This is a genomic window from Actinomadura latina NBRC 106108, from assembly GCF_001552195.1.
Classification (GTDB): Bacteria; Actinomycetota; Actinomycetes; order Streptosporangiales; family Streptosporangiaceae; genus Spirillospora; species Spirillospora latina.
This window is the reverse complement of sequence record NZ_BCQS01000020.1, coordinates 128,263-143,693: the sequence shown is the minus strand read 5'-3', so window position 1 is coordinate 143,693 and position 15,431 is coordinate 128,263. Positions and strand designations below refer to the sequence as shown.

The following is a 15,431-nucleotide window of genomic DNA, read 5'->3' as shown; positions in this document are numbered from 1 at the left end:
GGCTCGGCTGTATCGCTGTGCGAAGTGGCGGCATTAAAGTGGTTCACCGGTCAGATCGCTCTGTAAGTCGCAGGATCGGGTGAACTTCCCTCGGGTCTCGGGCGTCACATAGTCGAAGGGTGATCCGGGCTCGTAACGACGCGGCTCGTCGATCAAGAGAGGGACGGTTCCACGCATGGAGGTTGGGGCGCTGCGGTCCGGGGATCCGGACCGGCTGGGGACGTACGCCCTGATCGGCCGGGTGGGCGAAGGCGGCCAGGGGACGGTGTTCCTCGGCGCGGCCGAGGACGGCCGGCAGGTCGCGATCAAGCTGCTGCACGCCGATCTGACGTCCGACGACAAGGCGCGCGCCCGGTTCCTGCGGGAGCTGGACGTCGCCAAGCAGGTCGCGCCGTTCTGCACCGCCCAGGTGATCGACGCGGACGCGGACGGCGACCGGCCCTACATCGTCAGCGAGTACGTGCGCGGACCGTCGCTGAACCAGCACGTCCTGGACGACGGCCCGCTCGACGGCGCCGGCCTGGACCGGCTCGCGGTCGGCACCGCGACGGCGCTCGCGGCGATCCACCAGGCCAAGATCGTCCACCGCGACTTCAAGCCGCACAACGTGCTGCTCGGCCCGGACGGCCCGCGCGTCATCGACTTCGGCGTGGCCCGCGCGATCAGCGCCGGCACCACGCTCACCAGCCGGGTGATCGGCACCCCGTCCTACATGGCGCCCGAGCAGATCAGCGGCGACGCCGTCGGCACGCCCGCGGACGTGTTCTGCTGGGCCGCGACGCTGGTGTTCGCGGCGACCGGGGAGCCCCCGTTCGGGCAGGACACCATCCCCGCCGTGATCAACCGGATCCTGCACGAGGAGCCCGACCTCGGCGACCTCGACGGGTCGCTGCGCGAGCTCGTCCTCGACTGCCTGGAGAAGGAGCCGGGGCATCGGCCCGGCGCGCGGCAGGTGCTGATGCGGCTGCTCGGGCACGAGGAGTCCGCGGGCACGGCGCGGCCGGCGGTCCGGTCCGGCGCCCCCGACGAGACCGCGATGCTCGCCGCCGGGTCGGTGCGGGCCGCCGAGGCCGACGACGCCGACGTGTTCGAGCCCGACCCGGTGTTCGGCGACGACCCCGTCTTCGACGACGACGCAGACAGGGACGACGACGTGTTCCGCGACCCGGAGGCGTCGCCCGCGGCCGCCGCCTTCCACGACGCCGGCGTGCCCGGCGACGAGGACGAGCGGCCGCCCACCCCCGCCGGCTGGAGCGCCGGCACCACGCTGCCGCCCGATCTCGTCGTCGTCGGCGAGGGCGGCGGGCTGCGGCGGACGCTCGCCGGTTCCGGCCGCTCCGCGCTGCTGGCCGGGGCCGCCGCGCTGTTCGTCGCGATCGTCGTGGTCTCCTCGGTGCTGGTGCTCGGCTCCCGGGACAGCGGCAAGGCCGGGCAGAAGGTCAGCGACCCGAGCGCGCCGCCCGGGTCGAGCAGCGTCGCGCCGAGCATGGCGCCGCCGGCGAGCCACTCGCCCGTGCAGCAGTCGACGTCTCCGGCGTACTCGCAGAACCCGACGGGCAGCGTCTCGCCGACCGGGAGCCCGACCCCGTCCGGCAGCCCCACCCCGGCGGACACCCCCACCAAGCCGACGCCGACGAAGACGAAGACGACGAGTCCTCCGCCGACGGACCCGTCCACCCCGCCGGACCCGTCCGGCCCGCCGGGCACCCCGGGGCCGGGCGGCGCGGGCGGCACCGGCGGCGAGGGGACGGGCACCGGCTGACGTCCCCGCCGAGACGGCACGGCATGGGAACCGGCGCAGGGCCGGGACGTGCTGGCAGGGTGGCGTAGGCCACGGTTGCCTTGCTGCATAGCAGGTCGGCTTTGCGGCGATTCCTGGCTACGCTCGTGCAGTGAGCGGCGCCACAACGAGGTGGCGAAGGGTCTCAAGGGGAGTTGTTGATGAGCGGCATGCTCGATCAAGCGAAGGACGACCTGCTCCGGCGGGCCGCTGAGACGTGCGCGCAGCGCCCGGGGGGGCGCGGCGGGGACGCGGGGGAGGTCTTCGACTACCTCCGGCTCTACTACCGGCACGTCGCCAACGAGGACCTGATGGCGCGGGACCCGGCCGACATCTGCGGCCCGGCGATGGCGCACCGGTCGCTCGGCGAGGAGCGTCCGCAGGGCCGCGCGAAGGTGCGCGTCTTCACGCCGACGCTGGAGGAGTACGGCTGGGACCCCGGCCACACGGTCGTGCAGGTCGTGACCGACGACATGCCGTTCCTGGTCGACTCGGTGACGATGGAGCTGACCCGCCACCAGCTGACCACGCACCTGATCGTCCATCCGCTGCTCGGTGTGGACCGCGACGTCGCGGGCCACCTGAAGGCGTTCCGCCACAAGCTCGACAGCGGCACCGACCTCGACGAGTCGTGGATCCACATCGAGGTGGACCGCACCAGCGACCGGGCCGCCCTGGACACGCTGGAGAGGGACCTGCTCCGCGTCCTGCAGGACGTCCGGGTCGCCTTCGAGGACGAGCCCAAGATGCGCGCCCGCGCCGGCCAGATCGCCGCCGCGATCCAGGAGACGCGGCCCCCGCTGCCGGAGAAGGAGCTCGCCGAGGGCGTCGAGCTGCTCGACTGGCTGGCCGACGGGCACTTCACGTTCCTCGGCTACCGCGACTACACGCTGACCGACGGCGACACCGTGCTGCGCCCCGAGCCGGGCACGGGCCTCGGCATCCTGCGCAGCGACAAGCGCGAGTCCGCCAGCTTCGCCGCGCTGCCGCCCGAGGTCCGCCGGCGGGCGACGGAGAAGCACCTGCTGGTGCTCACGAAGGCGAACTCGCGCTCCACCGTCCACCGCCCCCTGTACCTCGACTACATCGGGGTGAAGAAGTTCGACGCGTCCGGCGAGGTCGTCGGCGAGCGCCGCTTCCTCGGCCTGTTCACGCACGTCGCCTACAGCGGGTCGCTCTCGCACGTCCCCGTCCTGAAGCGCAAGCTGGACGAGGTGCTGGAGCGCGCCGGGTTCACCCCCGACAGCTACGACGGCCAGGACCTCATCGAGGTGCTGGAGAGCTACCCGCGCGAAGAGCTGTTCCAGATCTCCATCGACGACCTGCTGCACATCTCCCTCGGCGTGCTCCGGCTCCGGGAGCGCCGCCAGCTGAAGCTGTTCCTGCGCAAGGACCTGTACGGGCGCTTCATGTCCTGCATGGTCTACCTGCCGCGCGACCGCTACACCACCAAGGTCCGGCTGCGCATCCAGGACCTGCTGAAGCAGGCGTTCGAGGGCGTCAGCGTCGACTACAGCGCGAACGTGACCGAGTCGCTGCTGGCGCGGCTGCACGTCGTCGTCCGCGGCGAGCGCGGCCGCCCGCTGCCGGACGTGGACGTCGCCGAGCTGGAGGAGCGGCTCGCGAACGCCACCCGCTCCTGGGAGGACGACCTCGCCGACGCGGTCATCGAGCAGTGCGGCGAGGAGCGGTCCGGGACGCTCGGCCGCGCGTTCGGGGAGGCGTTCCCCGAGGGCTACAAGGCCGACTTCCCCGCTCGCACCGCAGTCGCCGACCTGCGCCGACTCGACGAGCTCACCGAGGACGGCGACACCTCCATCAACCTGTACGAGCCGTACAGCGCCGGGCCCGGCGAGCGGCGGCTGAAGATCTACCGGCTGGGCGAGCCGATCTCGCTGTCCCGGGTGCTGCCGCTGCTGCAGAACATGGGCGTCGAGGTGATAGACGAGCGCCCGTACGAGATCTGCACCTCCGACGGCCGCGGGTTCTGGATCTACGACCTCGGGCTGCGGTACGTCCCGCCGGAGGACGTCCCCGAAGAGGCCATCAAGGACCTGTTCCAGGACGCGTTCACGGCGCTGTGGCGCGGCGACATCGAGAACGACGGGTTCAATGCGCTCGTCCTGCACGTCGGGCTGAACTGGCGCGAGGCGATGATCCTGCGCGCCTATGCCCTCTACCTGCGGCAGATCGGCACGACGTTCTCCAAGCGGTACGTGGAGCAGGTGCTGCTGGCCAACCCCTCCATCACCCGGCTGATCGTCCGGCTGTGGGAGAGCCGCCTCGACCCGACCCTGCAGGGCGGCGAGGACGAGCGCAGCACCGGCATCGGCGAGGAGCTCCAGGGCAAGCTCGACGACGTCGCCAGCCTCGACGAGGACCGCATCCTCCGCGCCTACCTGGCGCTCGTCCAGGCGACGCTGCGCACGAACCACTACCAGGGCAAGCCGTACCTGGCGATGAAGTTCGACCCGGCCCGCATCCCGGACATGCCGCAGCCGAAGCCCGTGTACGAGATCTTCGTGTACTCGCCGAAGGTCGAGGGCGTGCACCTGCGGTTCGGGTCGGTGGCGCGCGGCGGGCTCCGCTGGTCGGACCGCCGCGAGGACTTCCGCACCGAGATCCTCGGCCTGGTCAAGGCGCAGGCGGTGAAGAACACCGTCATCGTCCCGGCGGGCGCGAAGGGCGGCTTCGTCGGCAAGCAGCTCCCCGACCCGGCCGTCGACCGGGAGGCGTGGCAGAAGGCCGGCATCGCCTGCTACAAGGACTTCATCTCCGGCCTCCTCGACCTGACCGACAACCTCGTGGACGGCAAGGTCGTCCCGCCGCCGAACGTCGTCCGCCACGACGGCGACGACACCTACATGGTCGTCGCCGCCGACAAGGGCACCGCGACGTTCTCCGACATCGCCAACGGCGTTGCCGCCGAGTACGGGTTCTGGCTCGGCGACGCGTTCGCGTCCGGCGGGTCCGTCGGCTACGACCACAAGGCGATGGGCATCACCGCGCGCGGCGCCTGGGAGTCGGTCAAGTACCACTTCCGCTCGCTCGGCAAGGACGTCCAGAGCGAGGACGTCACCGTCGTCGGCATCGGCGACATGTCCGGGGACGTGTTCGGCAACGGGATGCTGCTGTCGCAGCACATCCGGCTCGTCGCCGCGTTCGACCACCGGCACATCTTCGTCGACCCCGACCCGGACGCGGCCGCCTCGTTCGCCGAGCGCCGCCGCCTGTTCGAGCTGCCGCGCAGCAGCTGGGCCGACTACGACACCACGCTGATCTCCAAGGGCGGCGGCGTCTTCCCCCGCACCGTCAAGTCGATCCAGGTCACCCCGCAGATCCGGGCCGCGCTCGGGATCGACGGCGGGGTGAAGGCGCTCACCCCGTACGAGCTGATCCGGGCCGTCCTCAGGGCGCCCGTCGACCTGCTGTGGAACGGCGGCATCGGCACCTACGTCAAGTCGTCCCTCGAGAACAACGCCGATGTCGGCGACAAGGCCAACGACCCGGTCCGGGTGGACGGCGCCGAGCTGCGCTGCAAGGTCCTCGGCGAGGGCGGCAACCTCGGCGTGACCCAGCTCGGCCGCATAGAGTTCGCCCGCGGCGGCGGCATCGTCAACACCGACTTCATCGACAACTCCGCCGGCGTCGACACGTCCGACCACGAGGTCAACATCAAGATCCTGCTCGACCAGGCCGTGCGGGACGGCGAGCTGACCGGCAAGCAGCGCGAGGGTCTGCTCTACGACATGACCGACGAGGTCGGGCGGCTCGTCCTGCGCGACAACTACGCGCAGAACGTGGTGCTCGCCGCGGCCCGCGCGCAGGCGCCCGCGATGCTGCACGTCCACGCCCGGTACATGCGCAAGCTGGAGCGCGACGGCCGGCTGAAGCGGCGCCTGGAGTTCCTGCCCGACGACAAGGCGCTCGCGGAGCGGCGGCAGTCCGGGCGGGGGCTGACCGGCCCCGAGTTCTCCGTCCTGCTCGCCTACGCCAAGCTCGCGCTGGACGCCGAGATCGTCGCCGCCGACCTGCCCGACGACCCCTACCTGGAGTCGTGGCTGGTCGACTACTTCCCGACCCCGCTGCGCGAGCGGTTCCGCGCCTACATGGACCGGCACCCCCTGCGCCGCGAGATCATCACCACGGCCGTGGTGAACGACGTGGTCAACGCGAGCGGCTCCACGTTCGTGTTCCGGATGAACGAGGAGACGGGCGCGTCGTCGTCCGACATCGCCCGCGCGTACCTCGTCGCCCGCGAGGTGTTCCAGATGCCCCGCTTCCGGGCCGCGGTGGAGGGCCTCTCCCACCAGGTGGAGGAGTCCACGCAGGTCGCGATGCTGCTGGAGGCGCGCAAGCTGACCGAGCGCGCCGCCCGCTGGCTGCTGCACAACCGGCGGCCCCCGTTCGACATACAGGAGAGCATCGACTTCTTCAGAGGCGGCGCCGCGACCCTCGGCGCGCACGTGTCGAAGCTGCTCATCGGCCTCGACCTGGCCGCGTTCGAGCAGCGCCGCGACGGCTTCGCCGAACTGGGCGTGCCGGACGAGCTCGCCGAGCAGTGCGCCGCGTTCGTCCCGACCTACTCCGCCTTCGACCTGGTCGGCATCGCGCACGACACGGGCCGCCCGGTGGAGGAGGTCGCCGAGGTCTACTTCGACCTCGCGGACCGGCTGCAGCTGTCCCGGCTCCGGGAGCGCATCATCGCGCTGCCGCGCGACGACAAGTGGCGGTCGATGGCCCGCTCGGCGCTCCGCGACGACCTGTACGCGGCGCACTCCGCCCTCACCCGGGACGTCCTCGTCACCAGCGAGCCCGGCGGCCGCCCCGAGGAACGCCTGATCCACTGGACGGAGAAGAACAAGCCGGCCGTCCAGCGCGCCCAGCAGACGCTGAGCGAGATCTGGGAGAGCGACAGCTTCGACCTGGCCACCCTCTCCGTGGCCCTGGGCGCGATCCGCACCCTGGTCACGGCCAGTTCGCTGCCCTCCAGCGAAGCGTAAGAGGCCGTACGGCGGCGCCCGTCTCCCTCGCGGGGGCGGGCGCCGCGCGTTCTCAGCGGGCGGACGTCAGGGAGACCGACTCTCCGAGGACGCGGGCCTTGCCGGATGGCGGCGCGTACCCGATGGCCAGCCACTGCCAGGACGTGTCGAGCGTCTTCCCCGGCTTGTCGTCGTCCTTGCCCAGGTAGTCGCGGATGCCGGCCGGCAGCGTGGACGCCTCGCCGCCGCTGAGCTCCTGCTCCTGCCTCAGGCCGTACCACACCAGCGAACCGCCGTCCTGGGTGCGCAGGGCATAGGACGGTCCCGGCCCCGGCGTGAACTTCCCGGGCTCGGACGTCCAGTCACCGATCTTCTTGGTGCGGGCGTCCCGCGAGTAGGGGTCCGGCACCACGGCGGACTCGTCACCGTCCGCGAGGTACTTCGCGTGTGCGGCGGGCAGGCCCCGATCAGGGGCCGGGACCGCGTAGCCCTGCGGGTCGTAGTCGAGCTGCGGCGGCTTGCCCTGGAACGTCAGCCAGTGCGCGGCGAGCCAGTCGTCCGCCTTCTTCGCCTTCACGAACACACCGAGAACCTGCTGGTCCCTGCCGCCCGACCGCTCCAGCCCGGCAATCCCGAACCACTTGGGGAATCCGTCCAGCCGCGGCACGTAGAACACCGGGTTCGACAGCGAGATCTCCGCAGACTCGGGCAGCTTCCCGTAGGTGCGCACGCGTGCGCTGACGGGAGCTTCCAGGGCACCCGTCACGGTGTCGCGCCACTGGCGTTCCTCACCGGACGTGATGGCCTTGTTGTGCCGCTCCGTCCAGTCCTTGAGGACGTCGAGCGACTCCTCGGCCGTGACCGCGGGCTTGCCGCTCGGTTCCGTCGCCTCGGTGCCCGTGCCCGAAACGGACCCGGAGCACCCGGCGACCGCGAGCAGGAGCGCGGCCACAGCCACGAGAGGCGCACGGCGCACGACCCACCTCGGCGGACGAATTGTCGGACTTGCCGCGCCAGTGTATGGGCCCGAAGAGGAGAGGGGGCAACAAGCACCGCCGGGTGCCGGGGCGGTCCTGCGCAGCGGTCAGAAGAGCGGGACCGGCCGGCACCCGGCGGAGTTCAGGAGCCGTGCACCGCGACGGCCTTGCGGTACATGCCGCTGACCGTGGCCCGGCCCTTGGGCGGAACGGTGGCCAGGTACTGCACGAGGACGGTCGTGTCCAGGCGCGTCCTGGCGGTGCTGGCCGGGGCGAGCCCGACAAGATCCCCGCTCACCGCCAACCTGCCCCGTTTCGCCGCGGAATACGCCTCGTTCTGCTTCAGGACATACCAGACGACCGCCCCGCGGTCCTTGGTGCGCAGCGCGAACACCGTGTACGGCGCGGCGGAGAACCGGGACGACAGCGTCACGCCGCGTCCGGCCAGCGCCCGCTCGCCCTGCTTGAGCGCCTTGTACGTCTCGCTGGTCTTCGCCCCGTCCGCGAGGAGCGAGGCGCCGGACGCGCGCGGCCCGCCGGTGAGCAGCGCGGCGTGCGCCTGCGGCAGCTTCCCGGGGGCGACGCCGAGGTCCCGCGCGCCGGGGTCGACCGGCGTGGCGTACCCCTCCGGGTCGAGGGCGATCTTGCTCAGCGCCGCCTCGGACGGATACGGGTCGGCGGCGAGCAGCCACGGCGCCCCCGCCTTGGCCTGCGTGAACAGCAGCGCGTGCCGCAGCGCCCGGTCGCCCTGGCCGGTGGCGGCGTCGGCCGCGAACCAGTGCGGGTAGCCGGCCAGCCGCGGGATGTAGAACGTGGCGTTGGAGAAGGCCAGCTTCGGCGGACGCTGCCGGACGGCGCGCCGCAGCTTCAGTGCGGCCGCGTCCATCGACAGCTGCGGGTCGGCCTCGACAGCGCGCAGCGCCCTGCCGCCGAACCGCCTTCCCGCGCGGTTCGCGCCCCGGGTGTAGGACGCGAGGACCTGCTGCGCCTGCGCCTTGGTCAGCGCGGGCGTCCCCCTGGGCTTCGCCGCCTCGGCGGGCGAGCCGCTGGAGCACCCGGCGGCCAGTGCCGCGGCGAGCAGGCCGGGTATGAGGATCGGAGTGAGAGTGCGTGCCATGAGGCCCCCCGAATGGCGACGGTGATGCGGATCACACGCCATCCTCGCAGAGTGACCGCACAGTCACTCTGTGAATGCGGAACTCCGCCGAAGGCCACGGCGGGCCGCAGGGGTCAGGCCGTCTCCTGCTTGCGCATCCAGCGGATCTCGGCCTCGATGAACTCGTCGAGGTCGCCGTCCAGCACCGCGGTCGGGTTGCCCGCCTCGACGCCGGTGCGCAGGTCCTTGACGATCTGGTATGGGTGCAGCACGTAGTTGCGGATCTGCGTGCCCCAGCTGCCGGGGCCGTCGCCGCGCAGCTCCGACATCTTCGCCGCCTCCTCCTGGCGCTGGCGCTCCAGGAGCTTGGCCTGCAGGACGTTCATGGCCGTGGCCTTGTTCTGCAGCTGGCTGCGCTCGTTCTGGCAGGACACCACGATGCCGGACGGGAGGTGGGTGATCCGCACCGCCGAGTCGGTCGTGTTGACGCCCTGCCCGCCCGGCCCGGACGACCGGTACACGTCGATCCGCAGGTCGTTCTCGTCGATGTCGACGTGGTCGCTCTGCTCCACCACGGGCACGACGTCCAGGCCCGCGAACGACGTCTGCCGGCGCCCCTGGTTGTCGAACGGGGAGATCCGCACCAGCCGGTGCGTGCCGTGCTCGCCGCGCAGCGTCCCGTACGCGTAGGGGGTCTTCACCGCGAAGGTGGTCGACTTGATCCCGGCCTCTTCGGCGTAGGACGTGTCGTAGATCTCCGTCGAGTAGCCGTGCCGCTCCGCCCAGCGCAGGTACATCCGCTGCAGCTGCTCGGCCCAGTCGGCCGCGTCCACGCCGCCGGCCTGCGCGTTGATGGTGACCAGCGCCTCCCGGGCGTCGTACTCGCCCGACATGAGCGTGCGCACTTCCATCTGCTGGACGGCCTTCCGCAGCGACGCGAGCTCGTCGTCGGCCTCCGCGCGTGTGTCGGCGTCGTCCATCTCCCGGGCCATCTCGTACAGCGTGTCGGCGTCGTCGAGCCGCTGCCGCAGGCCCTCCACCCGGCCCAGCTCGCTCTCCAGGTGCGAGAGGCGGCGGGTCACCGACTGGGCGCGCTCCTGGTCGCTCCACAGGTCGGGGTCGGCCGACTGCTCGCGCAGGTCCGCGATGTCGCGCCGCATGCCGTCGAGGTCCAGCACCTGCTCGATGCTGGTCAGTGTCGCGCCGAGTTCCTTGAGCTGCTCTTCCGGATCGATGCCTGCCACGGTCCGAGCTTAGCGCCGTCCCGGCACTGCTCTTCGCCTCGTGTGCGGCGCCTGGTCGTAGGGCCAATATCATGTTGATGGCAGAATCACGGGCCGAGGAGGCCGGCCGACGACGGCCGGCACGGAGTTCGGTCCGGGGGACGGGTCTTTGCACAGGTTCCTGCGGGTGATCGCGGCCGCGGTGCCGCTCATCCTGGCGCTCGCGGCCGCGGGCTGCGCCGAGGGCAAGACCGAGGCGCGGCCCGCCGTCAGCGTGCCCGAGACGTCCCCGCCCGCTCCGGTGCCGCTGACCCCGGACGTCGCGGAGCAGGCGTTCCGTACCTATGTCACCGACGAGGACGTGGCCCGCGCGGCCGGCGACGAGCGGCTCGCGCTGACCTGGACGTCCGACGGCCAGTCCCAGCTGACGGCGGCCGAGTTCCGCAAGGCCGCCTACGACGGCGATCCGGTGCGGCGCTTCGGCTACGGCAAGCCGAGGCTGTACGTGCCGAAGCTGAAGGACGCCGCTTATCCGCAGTGGTTCGTGGTGTCGGTCGGCCGCTCCGTCGTGGGCGAGCCCAAGAGCGAGCGCAGGACGTTGATGGCGTTCGTCCTGCGCGGGCCGTCCGACCAGTGGAAGCTCACGCTCGCGGCGCCGTTGCAGAAGAAGGCCAAGGAGCCGAAGGTCGCGATCGACGACGAAGGGTACGCGGAGGCGCTGAGCACCGACGACACGTCCCTGCTGATCCGCCCCCGCGACGTCGGCGGGATCCAGGCGACGATCGCCGCGGAGGGCGGCGGCAGCGTCGCGGCCAAGGTGATGAAGCCGAGCGACGTGACGACCGGTTTCTACCGGGACGACCGGCGTGCGAAGAAGAAGGCCAAGAAGAAGGACCTCACGCTCCAGGTCGTCTACACCGCGACGCCGTTCCCCTACTTCGGGCTGCGGACGGAGAGCGGCGGCGGGCTGGTCGTCTACTCGCTGTTCCGCAACACCTCGCTCGTCGCGAAAGACCCGGACACGCCCAAGCCGGAGATCCCCGAGGACGCCGAGCACCTCCTGGACGGGACGGTCGAGGGCAACGAGGTCGACACGACCAGGACCCTGCACTTCGCCGCCTACGACCCGGCGAAGGCGAAGAAGGGCAAGCCGCAGCCGAAGGCGCACATGATCGCCGATGACGGCGCCGTCACCAAGGCCGCGACGCCGCCGCCGAAGAAGCCCTGACGGGCGGGCCGGGGCTCAGCCGTAGACGCGGCGCAGGACGAGCGCGGCGAACAGCAGCGCCACCAGCGCGGCCAGGACGAGCGCCGGCGGGATGGACGGGCCGTGCCGGTGCATCTCCGACTTCGCCGCCCGGCAGCTGGGGCACCGCCCCTCCACCACCGGGTTCGAGCACCGAGCGCAGATCAGATGTTCGCAGCTCATGTCGTGGGCCCCAATCTCCGGGATCGGCACGTGGGTCCGTCCGGGGGAAGCGTCCGCTTCTTCGGTGTCCGTCCACTTATTAGGTATCTTTCCCCGTCATCCAGCGTAGCCGGACTGTATGGTCGTTCCGGCAAGTCCGGGACCTGGATGGTAGGAAACGGCCGGACGTCGGGAGACGGAGCACATGGCACTGATCGGAAGGAACACACCGATCGGGCTGAACGACGTCTTCGGAAGCCCGTACCGCGCCGAGTGGGACGAGGTAGTTCCCGGTCCCCTCTACACTGCTCGAAGGCTACGCGTCCCACCCGGTCGTGAAGCCGGGCGGCGCAGGCAAGTGCTCACGGACGCGTCCGTGGCCGCTGGCCGGGCCGCTCCCCAACCCCTACAGCGAACCGCCGTGATGCAGCCGTGATCCATTTCGACAACGTCACCAAGGTCTACCCGAGCCAGAACCGGCCCGCCCTGCAGCATGTGAACGTCGCCATCGAGAAGGGCGAGTTCCTGTTCCTGGTGGGCCCGTCCGGCTCCGGCAAGTCGACCTTCCTGCGCCTCGTCCTCAAGGAGGAGCGTCCTTCCCAGGGTCACGTGCACGTGGCGGGCAAGGACCTGAGCAGGCTCACCAACTGGAAGGTGCCGCACCTGCGCCGCAGGATCGGCTGCGTCTTCCAGGACTTCCGCCTCCTGCCCAACAAGAACGTCTTCGAGAACGTCGCGTTCGCCCTCGAGGTGATCGGCAAGCCGCGGCGCTTCATCGGCAAGGTCGTCCCGGAGGTCATCGACCTCGTCGGTCTCGAGGGCAAGGCCCACCGGATGCCGGACGAGCTGTCCGGCGGCGAGCAGCAGCGCGTCGCCATCGCGCGGGCGTTCGTCAACCGGCCGATGATCCTGCTCGCGGACGAGCCCACGGGGAACATCGACCCCGCCACATCGATCGGCATCATGAAGGTGCTGGACCGCATCAACCGGACCGGCACCACCGTCGTCATGGCCACCCACGACGCCGCTATCGTCGATGCGTTCCGCAAGCGCGTCGTCGAGCTCGAGGACGGCCGGGTCGTCCGCGACCAGTCCCGCGGCGTGTACGGCCAGGCGTACTGACCATCTGAACCAACGATTCCCGCCGGGGCGTACGACAGCCGGAAGGCGGGAACCGCCCGCTTCGGGCCGCGTTCCCTCACGAGGCCGCCCGGGTTCCGGGCGGACCAAAGGCGATCAAGGACAGCGAGGCATGCGCGTACAGTTCGTTCTCCAGGAGATCTGGATCGGTCTCCGCAGGAACATGACGATGACGATCTCCCTCGTCATCACCGTCGCCATCGCCATGGCGCTCTTCGGCACCGGGCTGCTCCTGCGTCAGCAGGTCGACGCGTCCAAGGGCTACTGGTACGACAAGATCGAGGTCTCGATCTTCCTGTGCGCCAAGACGAGCTCCAACCCCGCCTGCCAGAAGCAGGACGTGACCGACCAGCAGCGGCAGACGCTCCAGGCGAGCCTGAAGAAGATGCCGCAGGTCTCCGACGTCGAGTACGAGAACAAGCAGCAGGCGTACGAGCGCTTCAAGGACCGCTTCTCCGGCTCGCCCGGCTTCGTGGAGAGCACCCGTGAGGGCGACATCCCCGACTCGTTCCGGGTCAAGCTGAAGAACCCGGAGGAGTACAAGGCGGTCGCGCAGGCGATGCTCGGCCAGCCCGGCGTCGACACGGTGATCAACGAGCAGGAGATCCTCAAGCGGTTCTTCCGGATCCTGAACGGCCTGCAGGTGGCCGCGCTGACGATCGCGCTGATCCAGGTGATCGCGGCGGTGATGCTGGTCGGCAACACCGTCCGGCTGTCGGCGTTCAACCGGCGCCGGGAGACCGGCATCATGCGGCTGGTCGGCGCGTCCAACACCTACATCCAGATGCCGTTCATCCTGGAGGGCGCGATCGCCGGCCTGATCGGCGGCATCTTCTCCTCGATCCTGCTGGTGTTCAGCAAGAAACTGCTGATCGACCGATTGGCCGGGGACGTCCAGCTCGTCAGCCAGCTCGGCTGGAGCACGGTGATGGCCGTCATCGTCGTGTCGATCTGCTTCGGCGTGCTGCTCTGCGCCGTCGCATCGTTCCTGACGCTGCGCAGATACCTGAAGATCTGAGGTGCCGGCCGGATCCGGGCCGAGTGCCGGTCCGGGCCGTCCGGCCGCCCTACACTTGCCGCATGTCCCGGTCCGCGCCGCCGCTGAGCCCGTGCCTCCGCTGAGGAGGCGGCCGGGGTCGGCGCTGCGCGGGTCGGCCGTCGCGGCGGCGATCCTCTGCGCGTACGGCCTCGGCGTGGCGAGCGGCTCCGGCTCGCAGCGGCACGCGGCGGTCGCGGGCGGCGGGTCCGTGCTGGACGAGGCCGCGGCGCAGATCGCCCGCCGGGCCGCGAAGCCCGTCGGCCGCGGCGAACTCGACCGCGCCGCCATCGAGGGCATGCTGCGCGGCCTCGGCGACGAATGGGCGCGGTACTACCCGGCCCGCGAGTACGACGACGTCGAAGGACGCCTCACCGGCCGCTACAGCGGCGTCGGCCTGTGGCTCGGAAGCTCCGACGGCGGCACCGGCGTGCTGGTCGCCAGCGTCCAGCCGGGCACGCCCGCCGCGCGCGCCGGGGTCCGGGCCGGGGACGCCGTCACCGCCGTCGGGAGCAGGCCCGTCGCCGGCTGGGGCGTCTCGCGGGTGGCCGAGGCGCTGCGCGGACGTCCGGACGAGGCCGTCGAACTAACCGTGGAGCGCGGCCGTCGAACCAAGCGGTTCCATCTCGTCCGCACGCCGGTTCCTGGAGGAAACGTCACCGTGACCGCTCTCCCGGAGCACGCGCGCCTGATCCGCGTCGGCGCCTTCACGCGCGGGACGGGACGGGACGTCCGCGACGCCGTGACCGGGCGGTCGCCGTCCGGCCGGCCCACCGGCGGCGTCCTGCTGGATCTGCGCGGCAACCCCGGCGGGCTGCTGGACGAGGCGGTCGAGACGGCGTCGTCCTTCCTGCCGGGCGGCCCCGTCGTGACCTACGAGCCGCGCGGCCGGCCCGTCCAGCGGCGGACGGTCGGCACGCCCGGCGACCCGGACGTCCCGTTGGTGGTGCTGGTCGACGCCGGCACCGCGAGCGCCGCGGAGATCGTCGCGGGCTCCCTGCGCGACCGGGACCGCGCGGTGATCGTAGGATCGCGTACATATGGGAAGGGCTCGGTCCAGGAACCGATCGAGCTCGCCGACGGGTCGGTCATCGAGCTGACCGTCGGTCGTTACCGCACCCCGGGCGGCCGTAACCTCGACGGGGTCGGGATCGAGCCCGACGTGGCGGTGTCCGCCGACCGCCCGCCGGCCGCGGCCGAGTGGCGCGCCCGGACGGTGCTGCGCGGCCTGCACGCGACCGTGCTCGACAGACGAACGCCGGACAAGGACTGATGACGTGGCACGGGACACCGGGCGCAAGAAGAAGGACAAGAAGGACACCGGGCGCAAGATCATCGCCCAGCACAAGCGCGCCCGCTACGACTACCACATCGACGACACGTGGGAGGCGGGCATGGTGCTCACGGGCACCGAGGTCAAGGCGCTGCGCGCCGGGCGCGCCTCTCTCGTCGACGGCTACGCCCACGTGATGGACGGCGAGGTGTGGCTGGAGCACATCCACATCCCCGAGTACACGCAGGGCACCTGGACGAACCACGCGCCCCGCCGGCGCCGCAAGCTGCTGCTCCACAAGCGCGAGATCCAGAAGATCATCGCCGCGTCGTCCGAGCCGGGCTGGACGCTGATCCCGCTCTCCCTGTACTTCAAGGACGGCAAGGCCAAGGTCGAGATCGGCCTTGCCCGTGGTAAGAAGACCTACGACAAGCGTCAGGCCATCGCCAAGCGGGAAGCCGACCGCGAGATGCAGAAGGCGGCGGCGGCCCGGTTCAGGAGACGGTGAAGGGTGTT

Annotated in this window: 11 protein-coding genes; 7 read left to right on the top strand and 4 right to left on the bottom strand. The window is 71.2% G+C overall.

The features are described from left to right. Positions 1–175: 175 nt before the first annotated feature. Together AL2_RS25465 and AL2_RS25460 are read left to right on the top strand one after the other, a co-directional pair. Positions 176–1,762 carry a serine/threonine-protein kinase gene (locus AL2_RS25465; protein ID WP_067637738.1) on the top strand — a complete coding sequence of 529 codons (1,587 nt, stop codon included), beginning with the start codon at positions 176–178 and terminating at the stop codon, positions 1,760–1,762. Between the two features lie 179 nt (positions 1,763–1,941). Then, positions 1,942–6,783, top strand: a complete 4,842-nt coding sequence (locus AL2_RS25460; RefSeq protein ID WP_067637736.1) for an NAD-glutamate dehydrogenase — start codon at positions 1,942–1,944, stop codon at positions 6,781–6,783. A gap of 52 nt (positions 6,784–6,835) precedes the next feature. Here AL2_RS25460 and AL2_RS25455 read toward each other — a convergent pair whose 3' ends face one another. The 3 genes from AL2_RS25455 to prfB form a co-directional block, all read right to left on the bottom strand. Next, on the bottom strand, positions 6,836–7,738 hold the full coding sequence (locus AL2_RS25455) for a DUF8094 domain-containing protein (protein WP_157438357.1): 903 nt from the start codon (positions 7,736–7,738) through the stop codon (positions 6,836–6,838). A gap of 143 nt (positions 7,739–7,881) precedes the next feature. Further along, entirely contained in the window at positions 7,882–8,856 is a 975-nt protein-coding gene (locus AL2_RS25450) for a DUF8094 domain-containing protein (protein ID WP_067637732.1), read from the bottom strand. A gap of 113 nt (positions 8,857–8,969) precedes the next feature. Next, positions 8,970–10,079 (bottom strand): peptide chain release factor 2, encoded by a 1,110-nt coding sequence (prfB, locus tag AL2_RS25445; RefSeq protein WP_067637730.1) that lies wholly within the window; start codon positions 10,077–10,079, stop codon positions 8,970–8,972. Between the two features lie 148 nt (positions 10,080–10,227). Here prfB and AL2_RS25440 point away from each other — a divergent pair, with 148 nt between their 5' ends. Next, positions 10,228–11,286 carry a DUF8094 domain-containing protein gene (locus tag AL2_RS25440; protein ID WP_067637728.1) on the top strand — a complete coding sequence of 353 codons (1,059 nt, stop codon included), beginning with the start codon at positions 10,228–10,230 and terminating at the stop codon, positions 11,284–11,286. 15 nt (positions 11,287–11,301) lie between these two features. Here the strand turns inward: AL2_RS25440 and AL2_RS25435 are convergent, their stop codons facing one another. Further along, a complete protein-coding gene (locus AL2_RS25435) occupies positions 11,302–11,487 on the bottom strand; it encodes a hypothetical protein (protein WP_067637909.1) in 186 nt (61 codons plus the stop codon). A 411-nt stretch (positions 11,488–11,898) separates the two neighbouring features. On the opposite strand from AL2_RS25435, the gene ftsE reads away from it, so the two are divergent. From ftsE to smpB, 4 genes are all read left to right on the top strand, one after another. Next, on the top strand, positions 11,899–12,588 hold the full coding sequence (ftsE, locus tag AL2_RS25430; RefSeq protein ID WP_067637726.1) for a cell division ATP-binding protein FtsE: 690 nt from the start codon (positions 11,899–11,901) through the stop codon (positions 12,586–12,588). A gap of 130 nt (positions 12,589–12,718) precedes the next feature. Continuing rightward, the gene (ftsX, locus tag AL2_RS25425) at positions 12,719–13,624 is read left to right on the top strand and encodes a permease-like cell division protein FtsX (RefSeq protein ID WP_067637724.1); all 906 of its coding nucleotides are present in this window, start codon (positions 12,719–12,721) and stop codon (positions 13,622–13,624) included. 91 nt (positions 13,625–13,715) lie between these two features. Beyond that, positions 13,716–14,915: a S41 family peptidase gene (locus AL2_RS25420; RefSeq protein WP_245666908.1), complete on the top strand. Its 1,200-nt coding sequence runs from the start codon at positions 13,716–13,718 to the stop codon at positions 14,913–14,915. A gap of 4 nt (positions 14,916–14,919) precedes the next feature. Beyond that, positions 14,920–15,423, top strand: a complete 504-nt coding sequence (gene smpB / locus AL2_RS25415) for an SsrA-binding protein SmpB (protein WP_067637722.1) — start codon at positions 14,920–14,922, stop codon at positions 15,421–15,423. The last annotated feature ends 8 nt before the right edge of the window (positions 15,424–15,431 follow it).